The organism is Paenibacillus sanguinis 2301083 = DSM 16941, from assembly GCF_000374825.1.
GTDB classification, from domain to species: domain Bacteria; phylum Bacillota; class Bacilli; order Paenibacillales; family Paenibacillaceae; genus Fontibacillus; species Fontibacillus sanguinis.
Window position 1 is genome coordinate 23,143 of sequence record NZ_KB895385.1, and the last position, 26,216, is coordinate 49,358.

Genomic DNA, 26,216 nt, shown 5'->3' on the forward strand with positions numbered 1-26,216 from the left:
TGTATTCTGGATAATCACTGGGCTAATTATAAATCAGTTCGTATATATATGCAAAGGTATTTTCATAGCCTTCATCATATAGTCACACTTCCGCTCCAGATCGCTTGGTGAGATGCCATTTGTTTATAATACTTTGGTCAATAATCATGCTGCCCATTCATGGAGTTTCGGGAATTGGGAATACTCTCAGAAAGACAGATCGATCTTTGAGGAGGTGCCCCATCATGCTGCTAGAAGCGCTTTACCATGTTCCCCGCGATAAATGGGCCTATGCCTACGATGCATCCACCATTCACCTTCGCATTCGCACCAAGCGGGATGATGTCACCGAAGTTTTAGCCTGGACAGGAGATAAATACGACTGGGACGGCACCTTTCAGGAGTTGGCAATGGAGCGGACTGCCCATGATCGCAGGTTTGACTATTGGGAAGTAGCCGTGCGCCCCAAATTCAAGCGCTTGTCCTATGCATTCAAGCTAAGCTCCGGAACCGAAACTATTTTTATGCTGGATTCCGGCTTGCAGCACGAAGCTCCCTCCCCGCCCGGGGAGTGCTTTGAATTTCCTTATATTCATGCCGTTGAAGTAGCACAAGTCCCGGAGTGGGCCAAGCAAGCGGTATTTTATCAAATTATGCCTGAACGATTCGCCAACGGAGATCCCTCCAACGACCCGGAAGGTACATTAGCATGGGGCGGCAAGCCGGCAGGGGATAATTTTTTTGGGGGTGATCTGCAAGGAATTCTCGATCATTTGGAGGATTTAACTGACTTGGGCATTACGGCCATCTATATGACCCCATTGTTTGTTTCTCCCTCCAATCATAAATACGATACGATGGATTACAAGCAGGTTGATCCGCATTTTGGAGATAATGCTTTGCTGCGCAAGCTGGTGGAACAATGCCATGAACGGGGAATTCGCGTAGTGCTCGATGCGGTATTTAACCATTGCGGAGAACAGTTTCCGCCATTCCAGGACGTATTGCAGCATGGGGAGTCTTCGCCTTATGCAAGCTGGTTCCACATCAACCGGTTCCCGGCCGCCGTCGACAACGGAATACCGACTTATGATACGTTTGGATTCTCTGGCAACATGCCCAAATTCAATACGGCGGACCTGGAGGTAAGGAAATACCTGCTAGGGGTAGCAGAGTATTGGATTAAGGAAATCAAACTGGATGGCTGGCGGCTGGATGTAGCCAACGAGGTGGATCATCACTTTTGGCGCGATTTTCGCCGTATCGTCAAGCAAGCCAATCCGGAGGCTTATCTGATCGGAGAAGTATGGAGCGACTCCCTCAACTGGCTGCTTGGCGACCAATTTGATTCGGTCATGAACTATCCATTTGCCGATAAGGTACTTGAGTTCTTTACAGGCAATGCGGATGGAGCGGCTTTCTCCGATGAGATGGGTGCCTTGATTATGCGTTACCCCCATCAGATTAACGAGGTTATTTTCAACCTGCTGTGCAGCCATGATACGGCACGCTTGCTCACCCGTGTAGGTGGAGACAAGCGAAAGCTCAAGCTATGCGTCGTGTTTCTGTTTACTTATATCGGGACACCTTGCATCTTGTATGGCGATGAGATCGGACTGACCGGGGACGGTGATCCGGATAGCCGTAAATGCATGGAATGGGATACCAGCAAGCAAGACCGCGAGCTGTATGACTTTTACAAGCTGATGATTGGGCTGCGCAAGCAAAACCCCGCCTTGCGTCAAGGGCATTTTCGCTTCCTGCATGCCGAGGCTGGCGACCCTAATATCATCTACGAGCGGATGGATGGACACAAGCATTTTACGGTCTGGATTAACAATACGGCCAACCAGACTCTTTTAGCTCACCCGATGCAAACCAGTGACTGGCGGGATGCTATCACCGGGGAGCAGGTAAATCCGACGGACGGTATGATGAAGATTACGCTGGAGCCGTATGGCTTTCGAATTTTGTACAGGTCCCTGCATTAAAAAAAGGACGCTCAGGATCCCAAGCAGCTCTAAACACGAGAGTCTGCGGAATCGCTAAGCGTCTTTCTTTTGATTATCGTTCTGCTATAACCTGTTCATAAATCTCCTCATATTGCCGAGCTGAGTGGCCCCAGCTATAATCTCCGGCAAAGGCCTGATCTGCAATCTTCCGCCAATGCTCGGGACGACGGTAGAAAGCCATCGCCCTCCGCAAGGTGTGCAACATATCATGTGCATTGTAATTGTGGAAGGTAAATCCATTGCCCTCTCCCGTAAACTCGTTATAGGATTTTACCGTATCGTTAAGGCCCCCAGTCTCCCGTACGACAGGAATTGTACCATAGCGCAGTGCCAGAAGCTGGCTAATGCCGCAGGGCTCAAAACGGGATGGCATCAGCAGCATATCGCTCCCCGCATAGATGCGCCGGGACAAGGCTTCACTAAAGCGAATTTCCACTGCAAGCTTGCCTGGATGGCGATGAGCCGCTTCCCGGAACCACGACTCATAAACCGCATCCCCCGTTCCCAGCAGAACGAATTGTACCTCATCCGTCCATAGCCACTCATCCAGTACCCGCAGCAGCAAATCAAGTCCTTTCGGCTCTACCAGGCGGGTAATCATACAAAAAAGCGGGACATCTGCCTGCTCCGGCAAACCAAGCTCGCGTTGCAGGGCCAGCTTGTTGGCCTGCTTTTGCTCCAGACTGTTGCTATAACGGGCAAACAGCTCCAAATCCGTCTCAGGATTATATAGCTCCGTATCAATACCGTTGACAATACCCGACAAGCGTCCGCTTAAGAAGCGCAGCAAGCCATCCATCCCGCAGCCGTAATGCTCCGTCTGGATCTCTGCGGCATATGTAGGGCTAACCGTCGTGATATGGTTCCCATAAACGAGGCCTGCCTTCATAAAGCTGACATTGCCGTAATACTCCACACCCTCTGGGGTAAAATAACGCCACGGCAACCCCAGCAAATCAGGCAGAATCTCTTCCGGGAAGTTGCCCTGATACAGCAGATTGTGAATGGTATAGACGGTCCGAATATTGTGATAAAATGCTTGATGCTGATAATGTTCCCGCAGCAGCAAAGGAATCATGCCCGTATGCCAATCATGACAATGGATGATATCGGGCATAAAGCCGGTGAGGGGCAGCAATTCTAGCACGGCCCGGTCAAAGTAAGCAAATCGCTCCCCATCATCTCCGTGTCCATAAATGCCTTCCCGGCCGAAATATTCCTCATTATCAATTAGATAAATAGGAAGTCCCTCCCAATGAACCAGCGACAGGCCGCCATATTTCTGACGCCAGCCTACAGGGACGTCTTTTGTCCCTATCAGTTCCATACGTTCCAGCACAGGACCAGGCAGGGCCTTATATTTCGGCAGCATGATGCGGACATCATGCCCGGATTTGATTAATGCTTTAGGCAACGCTCCAATGACATCGGCCAAACCACCGGTCTTGACCAGTGGTGCGGCTTCTGCAGCAGCAAACAGGATATTCATCTCTTGTTCCTCCTCGTGGTCTCTTGACGCTTCCATACGGTTATACTCAGCGGCGGAAGACACACCCTGAGACTATGCCGCTGGTTATGCCAGGATATTCTCTCACTGCTGCGGCTGGAAGACCTCATCCTCTCTTCCCCACCGAACCGCCGTTCCTGGCTATTGAATATTTGCTGATAGCTTCCTGGCCACGGTACGCCTACACGGTAATTCATTCTCTCTACAGGCTTGAAATTCAAAAGAACTACCAACGTATCTTGTTTTCGTTCACTTTTCCGCATATACGCAATGACACTCTGCTCACGATCATCTGGACAGAGCCATGCATAGCCCGCCGGATCATGATCCAGCTTCCAAAGGGCGCGTTCGTGCAAATATAACCGATTTAGCGCGGCGCTATATCGTTGCATCTTGCGATGGGCCGGATAAACCAGCAGGTTCCAATCCAGTTCTTCCTCATCCTTCCACTCCACAAACTGACCAAATTCGCCACCCATGAACACCAGCTTTTTGCCCGGAAAAGTGAATTGATAGCCCAGAAGCAGCCGAAGTCCGGCAAATTTCTGCTCATAGCTGCCCGGCATTTTATCCAGTAAAGATCTCTTGCCGTGCACCACCTCATCATGTGACAAAGGAAGTGTAAAATTCTCGGTATGCGCGTACCAGATCGGAAAGGTAAGCAAAGCATGTTGTTTCGGACGCTGGGCAAATGCAGTCTCCACATATTGCAACGTGTCGTTCATCCAGCCCATATTCCATTTGTAGTTAAAGCCCAGTCCCCCCTCATGTACAGGTGTGGTCACTTTCGGCCAGGAGGACGATTCCTCTGCCATCATTAACGCCTGGGGAAAATAGTGGAACACCGCCTTGTTCAGTTGCTGCAAGAAAGCCATTCCCTCCAGATTCTCCACACCCCCTTGCGAGTTGCGTGCTGATTCCCAGGAGGGCTTCTCAAAGTCCAGTCGGAGGATGCTGGTCACCGCATCTACGCGTAAGCCGTCAAAATGATACATCTCCAGCCAATAGATCGCGCTCGAAATCAGGAAGGAACGTACCTCCGGCTTGCTAAAATCAAAGCCTAACGTCCCCCATCCCCTTTTCTCCGCCTTGACGGGATCGTCATATTCGTACAACGCTGTGCCGTCAAACCGCCGCAGTCCATGGGCATCCTTCGGGAAATGTCCCGGAACCCAATCCAGCAATACTCCAATGCCGGCTTGATGACAACGATCGACAAAATACATGAGATCACACGGCCGCCCGTAGCGGCTTGTCGGCGCAAAGTAGCCCGTTGTCTGGTAACCCCAGGACAAATCATAGGGATGCTCACACAGAGGCAAAAGCTCGATATGGGTATATCCCATCTCACGGATGTAGGGGATCAGCTCATCGGCCATCTCACGGTAGGTCAGAAATTCCCCGTCTTCCTTTTGACGCCAGGTCCCGAAATGCAGCTCATAGATGCTCAAGGGACGCTGATAAGGAGCAGTTCGGCTCCGAATCCAGGCTTGATCTCCCCATTCATAACCATCCAGGGAAGTAATAATCGAAGCCGTACTGGGCCTGACCTCAGCCTGAAAGGCAAAAGGGTCGGCCTTTAGCCAAGTGGAGCCGTCAGAAGCCGTTATCGCGTACTTGTAAAAACTTCCTTCGGGCACACCCGGCAAAAAAAGAGTCCATATCCCGGAATCGGGCATCTTATGTAATACATCACGCTTCTCGTCCCATCCGTTCCAGTCACCCGCCACGGCGACCTGACGAGCACCGGGAGCCCACACCGTGAAGCGCACGCCTGGCCGTGCATCCTCGGTAGTGCAGTGGGCGCCAAAGGTTCGGTAGCTATGGTGCAGAGTCCCTTCGTGAAACAAATAAATGACCTCCGGGGAGAGGGGACAACTTTGGCTTAAAGCAGACATAGAATCACCAACTTCCATTCCAAAAAAAATTTTTAGCGATTTCCATAAAATGATGTAATAATTCTGCGGTATTTCCATAATTTATTTCATCTACATTATATCCTTTAGTGTATGTGCTACTCACACTAAAACATACGGGAGGGAACCAAAAATGAGGAAAAAGGATTGCATTGCTATGCTGCTTGCGGGCGGAGAGGGACGGAGATTATCACCGCTGACAGCCAAGCAGGCCAAACCGGCCGTGCCGTTCGGTGGACGATACCGAATCATCGATTTTCCTCTAAGCAATTGCGCGAATTCCGGCATCGATACGGTTGGTGTGCTGACTCAATATGAAGCCGAGTCGCTCCACAATCATATCGGAGAAGGCGATCCCTGGAGATTGCCCCATTCGGAAGACGGTGGAATCACCCTGCTCCCCCCAACCCAATGCGGCACAGAAGCCTATGCTGGCACTGCGGACGCCATCTACAAAAACATGGCCTTCGTCGATAGTTATTCTCCCAAGCATGTGTTGATCCTGTCCGGAGATCATATCTATCATATGAACTATCGCCGTATGCTGGATTTCCACCTCACCACCAAGGCAAAGGCAACCATCTCGGTCATGCCGGTGCCTTGGGAAGAAGCCCATCGCTTCGGTGTGATATCGATGGATGACCGGCACCGCATTACTGAGTTTGCCGAGAAGCCAGACCAGCCAGCCAGCAATCTTGCTTCCATGGGCATTTACATGTTCGAGTGGGAGTACTTGAAGCAGCAGTTAACGGCAGATGCTCAGAGTCTCTTGTCGAGTCATGACTTCGGCAAGGATGTCATTCCGAGCATGCTGAGCGGAATTGAGCCGCTTTATGCTTACCAGTTCAACGGTTACTGGCGGGATGTGGGGACTGTACGCAGCCTGTGGGAAGCGCATATGGATTTGCTGGAGGACCCTTCGGCTGCTTTGCTGCATCGCGACGATTGGCCCATGCTGACCAGGGAATTGTCCCCCGGTCTTAGCCTGGTGAGAAGACGCAGCCTGCAGTCCTCCACCGTACTGGTCCATGAGCAATGCCTCCTGGAGGGTCATGCAGAACGGTCGGTTGTGTTTGCCGGTACAGAGATTGCCCGCCATGCCTGGGTGAAGGATAGCGTAGTCATGCCCGGAGCGAAGATCGGCAAGCATGCTCTTGTCGAGAACGCAATTATCGGTGAAGGTGCTGTCCTTAAGGAAGGTGCCATAATCAAGGGTAACAACGGCGAGATTGCAGTGGTGGGCCCAGGCGAGATCGTAGCCGCTAAACCGGCCTTGCGGCCACAGCCCTCCCGGCTGCTGCAGGAGGTTTACGACAATGCTCCGCGCCTGCGTGCTGAGGGGCTGCTATCTTAGTCCTCCACTTTGAAGTGAACGGCTAGCTTGCATAAGAAAAGAGCGGTGCGGAACGAATCTGAACTCCTGATTCATTCCTGCACCGCTCTTGCTCATTCCGGATCGCTTTCATCTACGAGTTTATTGTCACTCTCGGCAAGGTCAAGAAGTGGCAGAGTTACCGAAACTGTGGTACCAACGCCAAGTTCGCTTTGAATCTCCATCTCACCCTGATGCAGTTCCACGAGCTGCTGACTGATGGCTAACCCCAGTCCCGTACCCCCTCCCTGATGATTGACCTGGAAGAAACGATCCTTCACTTTGTTTAAATATTCTTCACTGATGCCGATGCCTGTATCGATAACCTCCACCAGCGCCTTACCATCCTCTTTGCGACTGATAACCAGCTGAATCCAGCTTTGCTCATGGGAGAACTTGATAGCATTGTCCACCACATTGAGGAAGACCTGCTTCAACCGGTTGCCGTCGCCATGGATGATCACTTGACCCTCTGTCTTGTCCTCCAGCTTTAGCTGAATCTGCTTTTGCTCCGCCTTTGCCCAAACGTTAAGCATCGTTTCCTGGAGCAGTTCCTTAAGATTGACCTCCCCAATAACCAGCTTCATCTCATTTTGCTGCAGCTTAGAGAAGTCCAGAATTTCCTCAACCAGACCGATCAAACGGTCGGTTTCCTTGGCAATGATGTTCATGCCAATCTTGGTCTCTTCAGGATCAAAGCCACCGGAGGTTAACGTCTCGCTCCAGCCCTTGATGCCAGTGAGCGGCGTTCGCAGTTCATGGGAAATCGATGAAATAAAATCATCCTTAATTTGATTGCTTCGCACGATCTCCTCAGCCATGTAATTAAGCGTGGAAGCCAGTTCGCCCAGCTCGTATTTGTAACTGCCTTTAATTCTCGCATCAAACCTGCCGCGGGCCATCTCCGCCGAAACCGCACGAATATTATTAATGGGCTTAACAATCGAATTAGCCAAGCCGATACTTAATAACGTAACTAGAGCAAGAACGGCTCCCGCTACCCCAATAGATAGCAGCGTAAGATTCAGCAGCTTGGCGTTCACCAGCTCCATGGAGGTGACATAGCGAACGATGTACTGCGTCTCCCCTTGAAGCTGAAGCGGACGTGATACGGCCATGACAGGCTCCCCGGTTGCTGGCTGGCGGCCCACCCATTTTCCGACATTGCCGGCCACTGCCTGGGGAACATCGCTGGTTTGAATCGCCCTGTCAGCTTGAAAGGGATTGGTGCTGGCCTTTACCTCACCATTGCGATCCAGAATCATCAGCTCCGTATTATCGAGTTCAAAGGTTCGCAGCATTTGTGTGAAGTAATCAGGGTCCCGTTCAGCATTCAAGCGCACAAATTTATCAAAATAATCCGAGGCCCACATGGAATGGTTGGACATATGATTATAAACCGCATCGTAATAATACATGCGAATGGCCAGCGTAAAGATGCCCACGATCATGAACAAGGTTACAAATACGACAATGAAATAATGTAAAACAATTTGCCGGCCAATCCCTTTCTTAATCATTGCCCCTCGCCCTTCCACTTATAGCCGTGTCCCCAGACAGTTTGCAGGAACGCCGGTTCGGACGGGTTATTCTCAATTTTCTGCCGCAGCCGCCGAATGTTGACGTCCACAATTTTCGGGTCGCCCATATACTCCTTGCCCCATACATGATCCAGCAGCAAATCCCGACTTAGCGGAGTATTCTCATTCTCCAAGAAATACTGAATTAACGAGAACTCCGTAGGTGTAAGCTCAATCATCTGCCCCCCGCGTTTAAATTGCTTGGAGATCAAATCGAGCGTAAATGGCCCTGAGCTGAACGTGACCTTCGCACTTGCTTCGCGGTATACATTCACGCGACGCAGCAGCGACTGAATCCGGGCGATCAGCTCTGTTGGACTGAACGGCTTGCTGATGTGATCGTCCGCACCAACAGAGAGGGCATACACTTTGTCCTGCTCCTGAACCTTCGCCGTAAGGAAGATGATGCCGATTCGTTCATTTGATTCACGGATGCGGCGACAGACCTCAAATCCGTCGATCCCCGGCACCATGACGTCCAGCAGAGCGATGTCAATATCTGCCACGCTTTGCAGCTTGCTCAGCGCCTCGTGGCCATCCGCCGCCTCCAGGACATCAAATCCGTTGCGCTTTAAATTGATCACAATAAAACTGCGGATGGACTCTTCATCCTCCAATATCAATACTTTACTCAATGTTAAAGCCCCCTCTTTTCCATTGAACCCGCTTAACGCTTGATTTCTGTTTCTCCCTTATTGACCTTCAAATCCGTATGACTGAGAAATCCAATGACTCTGTCAGCATCCCTTGCCAGAAGCTCCCAATCCGCTTTGTTCTTTTCCCATTCAGCTAATGAGAAGAAGCGAATCTCTGCCACCGTCTCGTTCGTATCGACCTTGACAAACCACAGGTGCTCGTTCTTGTCTGACTTGGTATCAATCGTCACATTACCGCGCCATTCCTTCGGAAAATTGAAGTAGAACCGTCCGGACAAATCCATGTATTGCTGCATCATGAACTTGAGCCCCTGCGTTTCATCCCACTGATAATAAGAGAACAGCCAAGGTACTTCATCAAATGAAATATATTCCCAGCCCTTTGGCTTCTCCAGCATCCCGATTTCAAGCACCCCGTCGTTGTTCACATCTCCGCTCATAATGGGGTACCCTTTCAATGTCATGTCCTGAGAAGGCAACAGGTTGATGAGTTGACCGTTCTCCATGACGATCACTGTCGAGAATGCAGAATGACTGCCCACACTGGCATCGAGAATAATCCCTTTCAGGTTCGGTGTAATATTTCCGCTAACTGCATTATAGTATTCGCTAACCGGATCATTTAGCTCCAGATGGCTAAGTTCCTTAAAGGATTCGTCATACTGGTATGTCGTGACGGTTGCCATTTGACCGCGCTTCAGGTTAACCACAGTGAGATCCAGCTGCTTATCCTGATTCAGATCATCAACGATAAAATTGTTATAAGGAAGGGCCAGCACCTTTTCGACCTCATTGCCATCATAGGTATATACGGTTAAGCCCTTCTGAAGTTCCTCCGATCCGCTAGAGAAGCCGGCAACAATATCGAGCTTGCCATCGTTGGTAATATCCAGCATGTCGTAGTTCTCCAGCACCTGGCCTTCCCCATCAAAACGTGCCTTTAGCACCCAGGAGTCGCCCTGTTGCTGCAGGATCATGCCGTGAATGCGTACCGCTTCCTCCGGTGTCTCGTAGAACACCACAGCTTCCATAACCCCGTCGTTATTCAGATCAAGCGTACGGATGGAGCTGCTGTTGCGGATATCCCGCGGCGTAATCATTTCACCGCCCTTCAGCTCCCCCTTGATAACGCTGATGAGCGACGCCTTATCCGATGAAAGCTGTGGTGTCTCCATCATGGACTTGGGATCAATTATAAAATTGCATCCGCTCAGTACGAGCAGCAATACCAGCCCGGACAAAGCAGAAAACCATCTTGTTGTCATCAATGCTATCACTCATTTCATGCCAAATCGATTTGGCGTTTCTCCTCCGCGGTCAAACGGCGTCCATAAACGTCAAGCTCCAGCCTACCCTCATGAATTCCCCAGATCCGTGTGCAATAACGCTCGGCTAGCTCCAGCGGCAATGTAACAACTACCACTTTGTTCTGTGTGGTGCAAAGCTCCTTAAGCGTAACCAGCACATGCTCCGCCGATTTGGGATCAAGGCCGATTACCGGCTCGTCTGCCGCAATGAAGTTCGCTCCATGAACCATAGCACGGCAGATCGCCACCCGTTGCCGTTCTCCCCCGCTGAGCTTGTTAGCCTTGACATGAGCCTTGTCCAAGAGTCCGTACTTCTCCAACTCGTCCATGGCACCCATATAATCATCCGAGCGTACCATACCGGTCAGGCGACGAAGAAGCGGAGTTTGACCAACCTGTCCGATCAGGACATTCTTCAAAGCCGTCTTCTCGGGATACAGGGATGGCGGTTGCTCCAGATAAGCACACTGGGAACGGTATTTCGCTCCCCCTGCCCCTCCGCCTTCCAATACCTTCTGACCATCCCAGGTATAATCGCCCCGATTCCAGCGTTCGCGCAGTGCCAGGCAACGCAGCAGCATACTCTTGCCACTACCGCTTGCCCCCACTACGCCAATCATTTCCCCGGTGCTGAACTGAACGGAAATGTCGCGGAGCACCTTCTTTTTATTTCCATCCACTGATTTGAGTAAGTGGTTGATTCTGATCATAGGTCCGATTTCTCCTTTTTAAGGTAGTTCAAAAAAGCCATATCTAATCACGGAGTAGGTCAGGGAAGTGAAGCCGTCGTCGATTCGACTTTTTGAACATCCTTTGCTTGACGCAATGCGAAGCCCTTTATCCTCTAGTTTATTGGAAAAACCATTTAAAATCCATTACAGCCTGTTCATATTTGTACTTTTTTTGTCTGATTCCCCCGAAATGCAAAGCCAAGCAAGGAAAACAGAATATACGCCGCCCCCAAAAATACGAACAACAGCGGAGCCGATCCCCATTGCATAGCTATTCCGCCGAGATTAGGACCGGCGATGCTGCCAAAATTAAAATGAAACGAAGCAATCACATTGGCAACCGGCAGCAAGTGTCTGGGCAGCAAATCAGCAGCATAAGCCAAACCCAGGGAGAAGAAGGAACCTACAAGGCCCCCTGCTCCCATAAACAGAAGGAGAATGGCCGCAAAATGATTGCCGGCCAGCGGTACCGCCATGAACAGGAGTCCTCCCCCCAGCCCCGCGGTCATCAGCACTTTTTTTCGTCCGAAACGATCGCTAAGCAGGCCCAGGGGTAATTGCAGAATCAGTCCGCCAATGCCAAAGAACGGCAACAAAGAAGAGATGTCTTCACTACTCAATCCGGAACGCAAGCCGTAAATCGGAAAATTGCTGTTCATAGAAGCTTCCATATATCCATACAACAAAGCCGGGACCAGAGCAAACCAAGCCAACCGATATATATGCAGAACTTGCCGTGGAGCCCCCGTCTGCTCCTTGGAGCCAAGACTCTCCGGAGATCGATTAGGCAGACAAGTCAGAACCAACACGAGCATCAGAAGAAAGAGTAGGCTCAAAATGACGAACGGGATGGCCTGCCCATAGGAAAGCAGCCTGATACCCAGAGGTCCAAGGCTGAAGCCCAATCCGTAAGACATGCCGTAAAGAGAAATGTTCCACCCCCGCTTCTCGGGCGGTGATAACAGCAACATCCATAATTGCGAGGTAAAGTGAATGGCACTATCTCCAATCCCTACGAGGATACGCAACACCAACCAGACCCGCACATCAGCCACTAGTGGAAATAGCGGCAATGCGATCATCACCAGAACTACTCCCGACAGCAGCAGCTTTCTGAACCCGGTGCGGCGAAGCAGCCGTTCGGCTACCAGCGACATGGCGAATGAGCCCACATAGAGCGCGGCAGCATGTAAGCCATTCACAGAGGAAGATACACCCCGCTGCTCCATAAAAATAGATAAAACCGGAAGCAGTAGCCCTTGGCTAAGCCCGGCAATGACGATAACGCCAATCAGAATGAAAGTGGGAGTAAAGACAGGTTTTAAGTAAGACGAGTTTGTTTTCAACGGTAACGCTCCTTTAGTATCAACCCTTACTTGCATAATCCTTCAACATTATAGTGGACAACCCTTCGCCAAACAAGCATAATAAGTCTGAATGCAACGAATATTGGGAGGTTTATGATCATGGCCTATGACGTGAAAGTAGATGTCTCACCGGTCTACGAACTCATCAGCAGCTTTATGATATATACAACGCGCAAATGGGTAAGCAGTCTGGATGTAGGTGCCGAATGGTTTGCCGATATTGAAGAGCGGCTCACACAGGAACAGAGGCAGCAATTTGCCGAAGCGGCAAAATTACCGCTAACGGATTATGATGTGCTTTTCGCTTGGACTCTGGGACGACAGGACGCTGATGAAATAGCTTCTTTTCTGCACGAATTGGCCGAAGCTGATGCCGAGACGCTTTATGCACGAACAAATGCCTACATTCCCTCTGTGACTAATGATACTATTGCTCGGATTCGCAGTAGCTATGTTCCGCTCCTGAAGGTATGGGATCAGCTATATTTCCGCCAAATAGAGGGACGGCTTGTGGGGCTGCTGCAAGAAGATTTTGATGAAAAAAATACCCTGTTGCAAAAAATGGACGCCGACGCGCTCATTGAATATGCATCCGGAGGGCTGGTGCTGGAGCCGCTTAAGCCCATTACAGAGGTCGTATTGTGCCCTTCCATCCATTTTCGGCCAATTAATACATACGTCTTCTATGAAGGAGTCCTCTTCATTCAATATCCACTTGACCTGCCGGAGCTTGACGAAAACGAGCCTCCCATGGTGTTGAAGAGATTAACCCGGGCTTTGGCAGAGCCCCAGCGATTGCGTTTGCTTCGCTGTGTAGCGGACAAACCGAAATCCATGCAGGAAATTATGCAGGATATGGGACAGCCTCAGGAGCAGCTTCTGCACGATTTGTTATTGCTTCGCGTAGCTGGCCTCTTGCGTATACATCTGTTAGCGCAAAACACGGAGAAATTCAGTATCCGCCCGGATGGTGCGGCCGAATTGCAAATATTTCTTGAATCCTATATCCGGTTGTCCTGAGCAAAGCGGCAAAGATGGGTCACTTGCTTTAGCCAGGCGCTTGTGCTTATGATAGGAACATACTTATAGTGCTAGTGCGAGTTCAAAAAATCGGGTGTACCGGACCGATTATAGAGAAGCGTGCTTTGGATAAAGGAGTGACCTACCTATGAAATCAGCAACACCACAACAGATTATTTTTGACCTCGACGATACATTGGTTCACTGTAACAAATACTTTGAACTCATCCTTGAACAATTTGCCGATCTTCTTACCAACTGGTTCAAGCCCAGTGGCATTACTCCCGCAGAAATCCGTGACAAGCAAACGGAAATTGATGTGGCCGGAGTGCATCAAATTGGCTTCGCCAGCGTGCATTTTCCGGAATCGCTGATTGATACGTATCGGCATTTTAGTCAGGTGACAGGCCGCCCAACTCAATCTGAGGAAGAAGAGCGGCTCATGAAGCTGGGTCTTAGCGTATACGAATTGCCGATCGAGCCTTACCCCGGCATGGTCGAGACGCTGAACCTGCTGCGGAGCCAAGGCCACGAGCTCCACCTTTATACGGGCGGGGAATCGGTGATCCAGCAACGCAAGATTGATCAGATGAAGCTAAGCGACTATTTTCAGGACCGGATTTATATCCGCCGTCATAAAAATATTGAAGCGTTGGAGAGCATTTTGCGATCTCGACCCTTTGACCGCTCCCAGACCTGGATGGTAGGCAATAGCTTGCGTACAGACATTACTCCGGCACTGGCCGCGGGAATTGGTGCGATTCATATCCAAATTCCTAACGAGTGGCAATACAACATTGTCGAGTTGCAGCAAGGGGCTAATCTTCAAATGTATACGGTCTCGTCTTTGAAGGAAGTTCCCGGCATTATTTTCAACCATATTCATCAAGCCCGGCAGCAGCAACAGACCTTGTAAGGTCGTTGCTGCTGTTTTTTGTCTACTTGCTATCATCCACAAGCAGGTCCAGCTTGCCGGTGGTTCGATCAGATAGCACCATTCGCGCCTTCACCTCTCCACCGGGCTGCTTGAAGGTTAGTAATTGGGTCTGACCCTTGGCAAGCAAGGCGTTAAGCATTGCCTGGGTGACCTTCTTGCCCTGGAACTCCTTCCAGATAACGAAACCGCAGCCTTGCTTGTAATGAGTGCACCCGTAGCCCTTGCGGCCCTCGATTAATTGACCTCCACAACCCTCACGCGGACAAGGGGCCAGCGGCTGGAGTGAACCAGCGGTTTTGGCCTTCGCTGCTGTGGCTGTTGTCGTCCGTGAGCCCGCAGAAGCGCCACCTGCACTCCCTGACGCTCTCCCCCGGCCGCTGGCATTACTGTTCCTACCGCCGTGACTGGCCCCCTTCTCGGCTTCCTCTGTACCGAACACAGAAGCGTCTGCCTTTTGCTGGGTTCTTACTTTATCAATGATTGAAAGCGTAAAACGCCGAACATTATCCATAAACTTCTCACGGGCAGCTTCTCCCTTGGAAATTTGATATAACCGCCGTTCCCATTGTCCGGTCATTTCCGGTGACGTCAGCAATTCAACCCCCGCATGACGGATAAGCTCAACCGCAGCTCGTCCCTTCTGAGTTACGGTAATTCTCTTGCCCTGCATCGTGATGTATCCAACCTTTTTCAGCCGTTCAATGGTTGCCGCGCGTGTGGCTGGAGTGCCAAGGCCCGCATCCTTCATAACTTCGCGCAGTTCCTCGTTCTCAAGCTGCTTGCCTGCGCTTTCCATCGCTTTCAGCAAAGTGCCCTCGGTATAATGCTTGGGTGGCTGCGTTGCCTTCTCCTTCGCCTGAGCGTCGATACATTGAACAGGCAAGCCGCGGTCGATTTGAAAAGGGACATCCGTCAATTCCTCAGCGTCCTCTTCCTCATCCTTTTTCTTCCCTCGCCCCCGGCTGGATCTGGCCCCATCATCACCTGGCAAGCAGACCTTCCAGCCCAAGGAGAGCAATTCCTTCACATTGGTCTTGAACGTCTCGCCCTCGACTTCGGTCAGAACTGTATGTTGCTTGTATTCAGCCGCAGGATAGAAATGGGACAGGAACCGCCGAATCACCAGGTCATAGACGTTCTGTTCCTCCTTGCTCAAGGTCCCGGGCCTTCTTAGTGTAGGCAAAATCGCATGGTGATCCTCGACCCGCGACGGATTGCACACCGCCTTATTACCGACATGCACCAGCTTGGAGTTGCCCCCTTCGGCCAGTCGCTTGTAATCCGAAGACTTCAGCATATGAAGCACCTTATGCATGCCGTCGATATTTTGCTCAGTGACATAGTTGGAGCTTGTCCGCGGGTATGAGATCACTTTGTGCCGCTCATATAACGCTTGGGCGATGTCCAGCGTCTTCTTGGCCGAGTAACCATACTTGGCGTTGGACTCCCGTTGCAGCAAGGTCAAATCATAGAGCTTATATGGATACTCCTTGGTCTCCTTCACCTCGTATTCGGCAATCCGGCCAGTCTTCCCTTTTACCTTCTCGGCGATGGCCGCAGCCTTCTCCCCATCCGTCAGCCGCTCCCCTTGCCAGCTTCCTGTATATTTGCGGCTCTCTTGTTCAAACTCCGCTTTAATCTCGTAATAGGTCAGGGAATCGAAATTCTCGATTTCCTTCTGCCGATCATAGATCAAAGCCAAAACCGGAGTTTGCACCCGTCCCACAGACAGCAATGTGCGGTGCTTCGTCGTAAACGCTCGCGTGGCGTTCATGCCGATGAGCCAATCCGCTTCGCTGCGTGCTCTGGCAGCCATAGTGAGATTATCGAATTCCGAGGCATCGTACAGTTCGGCGAAGCCTTTGGCTATGCTTTCGCTGGTCAGATCAGAGATCCACAGACGTTTGACAGGTTGAGACAGCTTCAGTTGCTGCTGAATTAAGGCAAAGATGTACTGTCCCTCCCTGGCGGCATCACATGCGTTAACAATGGCATCGCAACGTTTCGCCAAATCTCCGATCGTCTTCAACTGGTCCTTGGTTCTCGGGTTAGGCACGATTTTGAAGCGTTCCGGCAAAATGGGCAGGTCACCAAAATTCCAACGCTTGTATTTATCATCATAAGCATCCGGCTCAGCTAGCTCTAGTAAATGGCCGATTGCCCAAGTAATAATATACTGTTCACCCTCCAGGTAAGAGCGATTGTTTTTCGCTTTTGGTTCGATTACCGCAGCAATCGTTCGTCCCATATCCGGTTTCTCGGCAATAACGAGCGTCTTCATGCTTCCCTAATCCCTCTTTCGTTTTGTTGCTATGTAAGTTGAACATATATACACTTAGGGATGCTGCATCCCTGTGCCCGAAAAAAAGAGCCGCGCTCTGCGCAGCTCCAGTAAGCTTTATTTGATTATATCACAATGCCCTAAAATGTTCCTGTGCTTTCTTGTTGTAATCCGTGCAGAGCACACCAGGAACTATACCAGCACCGTCGAGCCCATCAGGTATTTATCCACTTCGCGAGCGGCAGCCCGACCTTCGTTGATCGCCCATACTACAAGGCTTTGTCCCCGGCGCATATCTCCAGCAGCAAATACCTTGTCAACGTTCGTCTTGAACTGGCCGTATTTAGCCTTCACATTGGTCCGGCGATCGCGTTCCAGGCCCAGTTGATCAGCCAAGGTTGATTCCGGACCATCAAATCCGATAGCGATCAATGCCATTTGAGCTGGGAAGACACGCTCGGTTCCTGGAATCGGTTCATAAACCTTGCGTCCGGTTTCATCCACGATCCGCTGAATTTGCACGGTATGCAATTCCTTCAAGTTGCCTTGCTCATCCCCGACGAAACGTGTCGTCATAATGGAAAATTCGCGAGGATCGCTGCCAAACAAAGCCTTTGCTTCCTCTTGAGCGTAATCCAAAGTGTAGACATTCGGGAATTGCGGCCAAGGATTGTTAAGCGTATCACGCTCCAGCGGCGCTTGTTTATGCGTACCGAATTGGGTAATAGTACGGCAGCCATGACGCAGAGCTGTTGCTACGCAGTCAGACCCGGTGTCTCCTCCGCCAATCACAATGACATCCTTGCCTTCTGCGGACAGATACTTTCCATCAGTAAGGTTGGAATCCAGATAGCTCTTGATCGTTCCGTTAAGGAACGGCATCGCATAATGAACCCCATTCAAATCACTGCCCTCAATATCAAACTGACGTGGCTTGGTGGCGCCCCCGCATAATACGACCGCATCAAACTCTTCAACCAATTGCTCTGCCTTAATATCTTTGCCAATTTCGGTGTTGGTTACGAACTTTACACCTTCTGCCGCGAGCAGATCCACACGGCGTTGCACTACAGCCTTATCCAGCTTCATCGTTGGAATGCCGTACATCAGCAGTCCGCCAATTCGATCAGCCCGCTCGTAGACGGTTACCTCATGTCCGGCTTTGTTCAACTGTGCCGCACAGGCCAAACCAGCAGGGCCGGAACCTACAACGGCCACCTTGCGGCCTGTCCGTTTCTCTGGAGGCTCAGGCACAACCCAGCCCTCTTCAAAGCCTTTATCGATGATTGCCTGTTCGATCGTCTTGATGGTTACCGGCTGACCAATGAGGCCCACAGTACAAGAGCCTTCACATGGTGCAGGGCAAACCCGGCCAGTGAATTCCGGAAAATTATTTGTCTTGTGCAGCCGGTCCAACGCGTCCTTCCACAAGCCCCGATAGATCAAATTGTTCCATTCCGGAATTAAATTGTGCACCGGACAACCCGATGTGCCGCCAAGCATATCAACCCCCACATGGCAATAGGGTGTTCCACAGTCCATACAGCGGGCCCCTTGGTTACGCAAATCCTCATCAGACATATGTTTATGAAATTCTTCCCAGTCCTTCACCCGTTCGGACGGGCTCCGGTCCCCCGGAAGTTCTCTTTTGAACTCCATGAATCCTGTTGGTGTAGACATCATTCAGTTCCCCCATCCGTAATTCTTAAGCATCCGTGTATCTAGATGTTAGCATTCGGGAAAACTGTTATTAATGGATTAATAATATGATAATTTGCACTTATCCTCACTTTATTAACGACGCGTGTAAGTTAAAAATCGGTAGTTGAAGGGATTTTTCTCATCTTTAGTCCCCTGTTCTTCATGGACTAATTTGAATTCATCCCAGTCAAAATGCGGAAAGAAGACATCTCCCTGAATGTTTTCGTCAATGCGCGTCACCAGCAGACGATTCGCTAATGGGAGGAAATGCTTGAAGACTCCCGCTCCCCCAATCACCATCAATTCTTCATCTGCTGCAAATTCAAGTGCTTCTGCAACGGAATGCACAATCTCCGCCCCTTCGGCTACATAAGAATGATCACCCGTCAAGACTACACTGCGCCTGCCGGGAAGCGGCTTGCTGCCCATTGATTCCCATGTTTTGCGTCCCATCAGAATCGTCTTCCCTATCGTCTGTGCTTTGAAGAATTTCAGATCGGCAGGCAGCCTCCATGGCAATTGATTGTTGAGGCCAATAGCGCCATTGCTGGACATGGCCCATATAAGTGTAATTCCCATGCTCACTGCTTCCTTTCTCCTCAGTACCGTTGTTATACGGCTACCGTAGCTTTGATGGCTGGATGATGCCGATAGTCGATAAACTCAAAATCTTCATAAACGTAGTCGAAGATTGAGTCAGGCTTGCGCTTAATGACCAATTTGGGCAATGGATAAGGCTCTCGTTCCAGTTGGGTCTTGACCTGCTCCACATGGTTGTTATAGATATGGACATCGCCACCGGACCAGATGAACTCGCCCACTCCCAGGCCACATTGCTGTGCAACCATGTGCGTTAAGAGCGAATAACTGGCAATGTTGAATGGAAGACCGAGAAACGTATCTACAGAACGCATCGTTAGCATACAGGACAATTTGCCGTCCGCCACATAAAATTGAAATACGAAGTGACATGGCGGCAACTTCATTTGCTCCACCTCAGCCACATTCCAGGCGCTAACCAGATGACGCCGCGAATCGGGATTATGCCTGATGGCCTCTACCACGGCAGCAATCTGGTCAATCTTCCGGCCATCCGGGGCCGCCCAGGAACGCCACTGTGAACCGTAGACCGGCCCTAAATCCCCATTTTCATCCGCCCATTCGTCCCAGATACGCACTCCATTTTCCTTTAAGTAAGCAATATTCGTATCGCCGCGCAAGAACCACAGCAGCTCGTGAATCACCGATTTCAAATGAACCCGTTTGGTTGTAACCAGCGGAAACCCTTCATTCAGATCAAAACGCAGTTGTCGTCCAAATACGGAACGTGTTCCGACCCCGGTACGGTCTTCCTTCGAGGTTCCGTTATGTAGTACGTCTTCTAGCAAATTCAAGTAATCTCTCATTATTCTGGGCCCCCTGCTGCCTTAATCTATTCCTTCCCTATTATAGCCAGAGTTGCTCGCAATGAAAAGGTGCGTAACGATCACAGAGATATTGCGAACCATCCGGGAATAGAGAAAGCATACAGATATTATCAAACATACGTTCCTCTTTGTATTGACATTCGCAGCATGGAAGGTTATAGTAAAAGCACCAAATCCAAATAGATTCGCGAGTGAAGCACCTCGCAAGATAAGCGATTTTCGGATCGTTTTCTTGCAGGTGCTTTTTTGTGTCCTACTGGATTTTATTTTAAAAGCTTAGGAGTGATTGTAATGAAGCATAAGCCAATTATTCGCTTGAACGTGCTGTTTCTAAGTATCCTGCTGCTCCTGTCCGCGCCAGAGGTTGAAGCAGCCAAAGGCGGAGAAGCGTGGGATGCCGCCTTGAACAGCATCGATGCCTTGTATGACGGACTGACAGCCGTGCAAGCTGGCGTTAAGCTGCAAAGCGCAGAAGTTACAGCCCTACGCAAGAACAACAACGAGAAGCTTTCAGTGATCAAAGCGAAAATCAAGTCCATCGATCAGCCGTTAATTACCCGTTTGTCCCAGGAAAGTGCAGGACTGCAACGCAAGCACGCTTCCTTGCTGGATCAATATACTGCTCTAGGCAAGCAGGCTACAGCCGCCAGGAAACGAAAAGACAAGAAAAAGGTCGATTTGCTGGAGCTCAAACGCAATAAGCTAAAGCCTTCGGCAACCGCTGCCTCTTCAGAGATCAAGGCAAAGAAGGCTGCGCTTGCAGCTGCCAAGAAATCCGCAGCAGCCAAGGCGAAAATCGTGAAGGATGCCCTTGTACCCGTTCAGAACTTGAAGAAACAAATTACCGCTAAGAACAAAGTGATTGCTGCCGCCCGCAAACAGCTAGCAGCCGCCAACAAGCGCTATAAATCAAATGTGAAGGCCGGCGATGCCGTTGGAGCCATGATTAATTTGAAGTCCGTTTATGATCAGACCAGTCAGGTTCATATTTCCCTCAAACAAGTTTATGAATGGGAAAATAAAATTGCGAAGTCCCTCGCTGCCGCTGCGGCCAAGCTGCCATAGCCATTCCAATTATAGGACAATAAAAATAGTTCCCCCGTTAGATATAGCCTGTTCTGTTCAGGTAAAATTATCTGACGGGTTTTTTATATTGCTATATCGTAATATTAGGATATAATGATATTAATAAAATGAATTGAGGTGCCCGTATGAATAATGACTTTAAGACCTATCAAGAAGCAGCCGATATGCTGAAGGCACTTGCTCATCCGGTACGGCTTTGTATCGTCTGCGGCTTGCTCGGTAAGGAACAATGCAACGTCTCCTACATGCAGGAATGCTTGGATTTGCCCCAATCCACAGTGTCCCAACATCTGCAAAAGCTGCGCAGTCTGGGAATTGTCACCGCTGAACGCAACGGGCTGGAAGTTAACTATCGCATTGCCAACGACAAAGTAGCGAAGCTTGTACGAGGTTTATTTGAGGAGGAAACAGCCGATGAGTAGGAAGGTTCTGATTGTTGGAGGTGTCGCCGGCGGGGCTTCTGCCGCGGCCAGACTACGCAGACTGGATGAAGACGCCCAAATTGTTCTGTTTGAACGTGGTGCTTACATCTCATTTGCCAACTGCGGGCTTCCCTACTACATCGGGAACACCATTCAGGAGCGTTCCAAGCTCCTTATCCAGTCCGCTGAAGGAATGAAGCAGCGCTTCAACATCGACGTGCGAACAGAAACGGAAGTTATCGCCATCGATCCAGTGAGTAAAACGGTTCAAGTACGCAGCAAAGAACATGGCGAATATGTTGAGAGCTATGAAGCTTTGATCCTCTCCCCCGGGGCCCGGCCGTTCCGGCCAGAGCTGCCAGGAATTGATAGCAAACATATCTATAGCTTGCGGAATATCCCTGATACAAATCGGATCAAGCAACGGGTAACTGCGGGAGGCGCTTCATCAGCTATTGTAATCGGCGGCGGCTTTATCGGGGTTGAAATGGCTGAGAACTTGCGCGGCCTTGGGCTTCAAGTTACCCTGATCGAAGGCGGTGCGCAAATATTGCCTCCCTTCGATATGGAAATAGCAGGCATACTCGCTAAAGAAATGGAGGAACAGGGCATCTCCCTGCTGATGGAACAAACGGTCACCCGCTTTACTGACCTGACTGACGGTATAGAGGTCCATACCTCGCAAGGAAACTCCCTTCGAGCTGATCTGGTCATTTTAGCCATTGGTGTGGCTCCCGATACCGCATTTCTCCAAGGCTCGGGGCTGGAATTGGGACAACGCGGTCACATCCTTGTCAATGAACGGATGCAAACCAATGTTGCGGGCATATACGCCGTAGGCGATGCCGTGGAAGTTACTGACCTGGTCAATGGAAGCAAAACAGCCATCCCGCTGGCCGGGCCAGCTAATAAACAGGGACGTATCGCTGCCGATCATCTCGCCGGATTGAACAGCACCTATCCAGGCACGCAAGGAACATCCATTATTAAGGTATTTGGACTTACAGGGGCCAGCACCGGAAATAACGAAAAAACGCTACAGCGCCTCGGCATCCCTTACCGGACAACCGTAATCCATCCCCTGTCTCATGCCGGCTACTACCCGGGAGCAACCCCACTCTCCATCAAGCTGCTCTTTGGTGAAGACGGAAAAGTTCTGGGGGCACAGGCTGTTGGACATAGCGGTGTGGATAAGCGGATTGACAGCATAGCAACTGTAATTCATTTTCAAGGAACCATCCGTGATTTGACTGAGCTTGAATTAGCCTATGCTCCTCCCTATTCCTCTGCCAAGGACCCGGTAAACATGGCTGGTTACACAGCAGAGAACATCCTGTCAGGACGCACTCAAACCTTCGTCCCTCGGGATTTAGATGAACGAGATGAGCAAGCGACGATACTGGTTGATGTTCGCTCCGAAATTGAGCACGCCAACGGTCATATTCCCGGTTCACTTCTCATTCCCGTTGACGATTTGCGTGAGCGCTTAGATGAACTGGACTCTAGTAAAGAGATTTGGGTCTACTGCCAGGTCGGACTACGTGGATATACCGCATCGCGCATTCTGCAGCAAAAAGGATATCGGGTCCGCAATTTAACAGGTGGCTACAAATATTATCAACTGTTTGCTTACCGGCCGGGCAAGCTCATACATTCAGAGGCCGCTGCTGGAGCCGAGCAAGTCCCCGCAAGCCAGCCTTTGACCGAGTCGTCCCCCCGGGCTGATTTGGAGTTGAATGCTTGTGGCCTCAGCTGCCCAGGCCCACTGATTCAGATCAAGCAATCCATGGACACTTTGGCAGCAGGCCAGGTCCTCCACGTGACCGCCTCTGATCCTGGCTTTTATGAGGACGTACAGGCATGGGCTTCCATGTCAAAGCATCGGTTGATTCAGGTAAATCGGCAAGATAACGGACTCATTGATGCTTTTGTGTCCAAGGGTCTGCCGGAAAGCAACAACCAGACGGACAACCCACAAGCACCAAGGCCCGAAGGGACCTCCATGATTGTGTTCAGCGGTGACTTGGATAAAGCCATAGCTTCCTTTATTATTGCTAATGGAGCTGCAGCCAGCGGCAAGAAGGTTACCTTGTTCTTCACCTTCTGGGGACTTAATATATTGCGCAAGCCAGCGAATATCAAAGTAAACAAAGGCTTGGTAGGCCGTATGTTTGGAGCCATGATGCCCCGTGGCAGCCGCATGTTGCCGTTGTCGCGCATGAATATGTTCGGTCTGGGCGCCAAAATGATTCGTGACGTTATGAAGCATAATCAGGTCTCTTCTCTGGAGGAGCTGATGGACAGCGCTATGCGTCATGGAGTTGAAATTGTTGCTTGCCAGATGTCCATGGATGTCATGGGTCTTCACAAGGAAGAGTTGATTGACGGTGTCAAGATCGGAGGTGTCGGTTATTATCTAGGCAAAGCAGATCAATCGGGTATTAATCTGTTTATTTAAATTACAGAAGCTCCTGCCTATATCTATAGAGCAGGGGCTCTTTTTTGTTTGCTTCCAGGATTCATGTATAATCGGTAATATAATCCTTAAATCTATATAAATAGTTGGATTCTATCACCCTGAAGGAGTGGTTTTGGTTGAACGAACATATCCGAGTGAACAATGTAGAACGTTTTAGCGGATTTGGCGAGCTATATGACCGCAATCGTCCTAAAGCTCCAGAGGAAATCATCAGGATATTGACTATGTATTTGGGCCACTCCCCACGCCTGGTTGCCGATGTGGGCTGTGGAACCGGTCTCTCCTCCTTTATATGGCTAGGACAAGCCGAGAACATCGTTGGGGTTGAGCCCAGTGATGATATGCGTGCTGTCGCTATGTCACGGTGGGAACAGCAAGACAAGCCGGAAAGCTTGAATTTTGTACAAGCTCTGTCGCACGCCTTGCCTTTCCAGGATGACACTGTCGATATCGTTACCTGCTCCCAATCCTTCCACTGGATGGAGCCGCAGCCGACGCTGCAAGAGTTTGCCCGTGTCCTGCGGCCGGGAGGCTTGTTCGCTGCTTACGATTGCGACTGGCCGCCAGTTAGCCTGCCAGAGCTGGAACAAAGCTACGAACGCTTGATCCGGCTTGCCGATGAGTGGGCCGTTCAATTGGCCGAGCCTGCGAAGCAAGCCTATAAATGGCCAAAGGAAGGACATTTGCAACAAATCCGCGAGTCAGGATGGTTTGATTTTACTCGCGAGATTGTGTTCCATAAGTGGGAGACTTGCGACGCTGAACGCTACATCAATATTGCCTTTAGTCAAGGGGGACTTCAAACTGCCTTAAAGCTGGGGACCAGCGAGCTTCATCCTGAAGCTGAACAATTTCGCAATCAGGTCCAGGATATCTTTGCAGGAGCTGCCAAAGAAATTATGTTCAGCTATCGCATGCGTCTAGGGAGAAAAAAAGAGCTGGACCGATAATCGGCCCAGCTTTCATATATGCTTAGGAGTTATGTGCTCTCTTCAGAGAGCCATTCAAGCCGCCTTAAAATTAGCGGGAGATGACGTGAATTGGATGACCTTCTACCAGCTCCGCGGTTTCCATCACGATTTCACCCAAGGTTGGGTGAGCATGGACGGTCAGCGAGATGTCTTCCAGGGTAGCACTCATCTCGACCGCAAGACCCAACTCAGCAATCAGGTTGGAAGCTTCGACACCGACGATTTGTGCGCCCAGAACCACGTTGTTTTCTGCATTGGCAACAATTTTAATGAAGCCGTCAGGCTGATTCAGGGAAGTAGCACGGCCATTGCCCGCAAACGGGAACTTGCCAGCTTTAACCTTGAAGCCTTTTTCCTTCGCTTCCTTCTCCGTGTACCCAACGCTTGCACACTCAGGATCCGTGAAGCATACAGCAGGCATTCCTTTGTAATCTACTACGGAAGGCAATCCGGAGATGGCTTCTGCAGCAACCTTACCTTCGTAAGAAGCTTTGTGTGCAAGTGCTAGACCTGGCACAATATCGCCAATAGCGAAGATTTGCGGGTTGCTTGTGCGACCTTGGTGGTCAACCTTGACCAATCCACGATCCGTCAACTCAACACCTGCCAGTTCAAGACCAAGGTCACCATCTGTATTAGGACGGCGGCCTACTGTCACTAGCAGGTAATCAGCCGTTACTTCTTTAGCTTCACCATTTACAGAATATTTAACAGTTACGTTTTTATCCGTCTGCTCTGCACTTTCGGCTTTAGCATTCGTAATAATTTCGATACCTGTTTTCTCCATGTTCTTCGCAACCAAACGAGTCATGTCCTTGTCGAAGCCAGGCAGAACTGCGTCTGCACCTTCAATGATCGTCACTTTTGTACCAAACTTCGAGTACATTTGTCCAAGCTCAGCACCGATGTATCCACCACCGATAACGATCAAGCTGGAAGGAACCTCTTGCAGATCCAATGCTTCTGTAGAGGATAAGATGCGTCCGCCAAACGGGAACGGCTTAAGCTCAATTGGACGAGAGCCTGTGGCAAGAATACAGTTTTTGAAACGATAACGTGGTGATTCATGATCATTAAATGCCCGAGCTTCTGTGTTGTTAATAAACATCACTTCACCGTGGAAAATTTCGATCTTGTTGCCTTTAAGCAAACCGTTAACACCTTGGGTCATTTTTTTAACGACACCATTTTTAAACTCTTGTGTTTTGGTGAAATCCACTTTCACATTTTCAGCACTAATCCCGAAAACTTCACCATGAGAAGCATTTTCGAATTGATGTGCCGCAGCAATCAAAGCCTTCGATGGGATACAACCGCGATTCAAGCATACGCCGCCTAGCTCCGATTTATCTACGATAACAACCTTTTGTCCAAGCTGAGCTGCCCGAATTGCAGCTACATAACCACCAGGACCAGCACCTACGACCAATGTATCAATATCAAGAGAAGCGTCTCCTACTACCAT

At 50.1% G+C, this 26,216-nt stretch carries 20 protein-coding genes; 8 read left to right on the forward strand and 12 right to left on the reverse strand.

Annotation, left to right across the window (positions count from 1 at the left end; genetic code table 11):
* Positions 1–224 precede the first annotated feature (224 nt).
* On the forward strand, positions 225–1,970 hold the full coding sequence (locus tag C557_RS0115505) for an alpha-glycosidase (RefSeq protein ID WP_018752802.1): 1,746 nt from the start codon (positions 225–227) through the stop codon (positions 1,968–1,970).
* A 73-nt stretch (positions 1,971–2,043) separates the two neighbouring features.
* On the opposite strand, the gene glgA is transcribed toward C557_RS0115505, so the two are convergent.
* Positions 2,044–3,480, reverse strand: a complete 1,437-nt coding sequence (gene glgA, locus C557_RS0115510) for a glycogen synthase GlgA (RefSeq protein ID WP_018752803.1) — start codon at positions 3,478–3,480, stop codon at positions 2,044–2,046.
* On the reverse strand, positions 3,477–5,396 hold the full coding sequence (gene glgB, locus C557_RS0115515; protein ID WP_026263515.1) for a 1,4-alpha-glucan branching protein GlgB: 1,920 nt from the start codon (positions 5,394–5,396) through the stop codon (positions 3,477–3,479). The genes glgA and glgB overlap by 4 nt, the downstream gene beginning before the upstream one ends.
* Before the next feature lie 151 nt (positions 5,397–5,547).
* Here glgB and C557_RS0115520 point away from each other — a divergent pair, with 151 nt between their 5' ends.
* Positions 5,548–6,768 (forward strand): glucose-1-phosphate adenylyltransferase, encoded by a 1,221-nt coding sequence (locus tag C557_RS0115520; protein WP_018752805.1) that lies wholly within the window; start codon positions 5,548–5,550, stop codon positions 6,766–6,768.
* A 92-nt stretch (positions 6,769–6,860) separates the two neighbouring features.
* Here the strand turns inward: C557_RS0115520 and C557_RS0115525 are convergent, their stop codons facing one another.
* From C557_RS0115525 to C557_RS0115545, 5 genes are all read right to left on the reverse strand, one after another.
* Positions 6,861–8,306: a sensor histidine kinase gene (locus C557_RS0115525; RefSeq protein ID WP_018752806.1), complete on the reverse strand. Its 1,446-nt coding sequence runs from the start codon at positions 8,304–8,306 to the stop codon at positions 6,861–6,863.
* Complete coding sequence (locus tag C557_RS0115530) at positions 8,303–9,001, reverse strand: response regulator transcription factor (RefSeq protein ID WP_018752807.1); 699 nt, start codon at positions 8,999–9,001, stop codon at positions 8,303–8,305. Before C557_RS0115530 ends, C557_RS0115525 begins: the two co-directional genes overlap by 4 nt.
* Before the next feature lie 32 nt (positions 9,002–9,033).
* Positions 9,034–10,287 carry a hypothetical protein gene (locus tag C557_RS0115535; RefSeq protein WP_026263516.1) on the reverse strand — a complete coding sequence of 418 codons (1,254 nt, stop codon included), beginning with the start codon at positions 10,285–10,287 and terminating at the stop codon, positions 9,034–9,036.
* A gap of 17 nt (positions 10,288–10,304) precedes the next feature.
* Complete coding sequence (locus C557_RS0115540; RefSeq protein ID WP_018752809.1) at positions 10,305–11,039, reverse strand: phosphonate ABC transporter ATP-binding protein; 735 nt, start codon at positions 11,037–11,039, stop codon at positions 10,305–10,307.
* 176 nt (positions 11,040–11,215) lie between these two features.
* Positions 11,216–12,406, reverse strand: a complete 1,191-nt coding sequence (locus C557_RS0115545) for an MFS transporter (protein WP_018752810.1) — start codon at positions 12,404–12,406, stop codon at positions 11,216–11,218.
* A gap of 120 nt (positions 12,407–12,526) precedes the next feature.
* Between C557_RS0115545 and C557_RS0115550 the strand changes: the two genes are divergently transcribed.
* Positions 12,527–13,447 carry a hypothetical protein gene (locus C557_RS0115550; protein WP_018752811.1) on the forward strand — a complete coding sequence of 307 codons (921 nt, stop codon included), beginning with the start codon at positions 12,527–12,529 and terminating at the stop codon, positions 13,445–13,447.
* Positions 13,448–13,595: 148 nt separating this feature from the next.
* Positions 13,596–14,363, forward strand: a complete 768-nt coding sequence (locus C557_RS0115555) for an HAD family hydrolase (protein WP_018752812.1) — start codon at positions 13,596–13,598, stop codon at positions 14,361–14,363.
* A gap of 22 nt (positions 14,364–14,385) precedes the next feature.
* Here C557_RS0115555 and C557_RS0115560 read toward each other — a convergent pair whose 3' ends face one another.
* From C557_RS0115560 to C557_RS0115575, 4 genes are all read right to left on the reverse strand, one after another.
* Positions 14,386–16,665 (reverse strand): type IA DNA topoisomerase, encoded by a 2,280-nt coding sequence (locus tag C557_RS0115560; protein ID WP_018752813.1) that lies wholly within the window; start codon positions 16,663–16,665, stop codon positions 14,386–14,388.
* Positions 16,666–16,857: 192 nt separating this feature from the next.
* Complete coding sequence (locus tag C557_RS0115565; RefSeq protein ID WP_018752814.1) at positions 16,858–18,345, reverse strand: glutamate synthase subunit beta; 1,488 nt, start codon at positions 18,343–18,345, stop codon at positions 16,858–16,860.
* Positions 18,346–18,459: 114 nt separating this feature from the next.
* A complete protein-coding gene (locus tag C557_RS0115570) occupies positions 18,460–18,945 on the reverse strand; it encodes a dihydrofolate reductase (protein WP_018752815.1) in 486 nt (161 codons plus the stop codon).
* Positions 18,946–18,977: 32 nt separating this feature from the next.
* Positions 18,978–19,772 (reverse strand): thymidylate synthase, encoded by a 795-nt coding sequence (locus C557_RS0115575; protein ID WP_018752816.1) that lies wholly within the window; start codon positions 19,770–19,772, stop codon positions 18,978–18,980.
* A 312-nt stretch (positions 19,773–20,084) separates the two neighbouring features.
* On the opposite strand from C557_RS0115575, the gene C557_RS0115580 reads away from it, so the two are divergent.
* The 4 genes from C557_RS0115580 (at position 20,085) to C557_RS0115595 (ending at position 24,730) form a co-directional block, all read left to right on the forward strand.
* Positions 20,085–20,858, forward strand: a complete 774-nt coding sequence (locus tag C557_RS0115580) for a hypothetical protein (RefSeq protein ID WP_018752817.1) — start codon at positions 20,085–20,087, stop codon at positions 20,856–20,858.
* Positions 20,859–21,004: 146 nt separating this feature from the next.
* Positions 21,005–21,301, forward strand: coding sequence for an ArsR/SmtB family transcription factor (locus C557_RS0115585; protein WP_018752818.1), 297 nt, complete (start codon positions 21,005–21,007; stop codon positions 21,299–21,301).
* Positions 21,294–23,759, forward strand: coding sequence for an FAD-dependent oxidoreductase (locus tag C557_RS0115590; protein ID WP_018752819.1), 2,466 nt, complete (start codon positions 21,294–21,296; stop codon positions 23,757–23,759). The genes C557_RS0115585 and C557_RS0115590 overlap by 8 nt, the downstream gene beginning before the upstream one ends.
* Positions 23,760–23,896: 137 nt before the next feature.
* Positions 23,897–24,730: a class I SAM-dependent methyltransferase gene (locus tag C557_RS0115595; RefSeq protein WP_018752820.1), complete on the forward strand. Its 834-nt coding sequence runs from the start codon at positions 23,897–23,899 to the stop codon at positions 24,728–24,730.
* Between the two features lie 70 nt (positions 24,731–24,800).
* Here C557_RS0115595 and lpdA read toward each other — a convergent pair whose 3' ends face one another.
* Positions 24,801–26,216, reverse strand: coding sequence for a dihydrolipoyl dehydrogenase (gene lpdA, locus C557_RS0115600; RefSeq protein ID WP_018752821.1), 1,416 nt, complete (start codon positions 26,214–26,216; stop codon positions 24,801–24,803).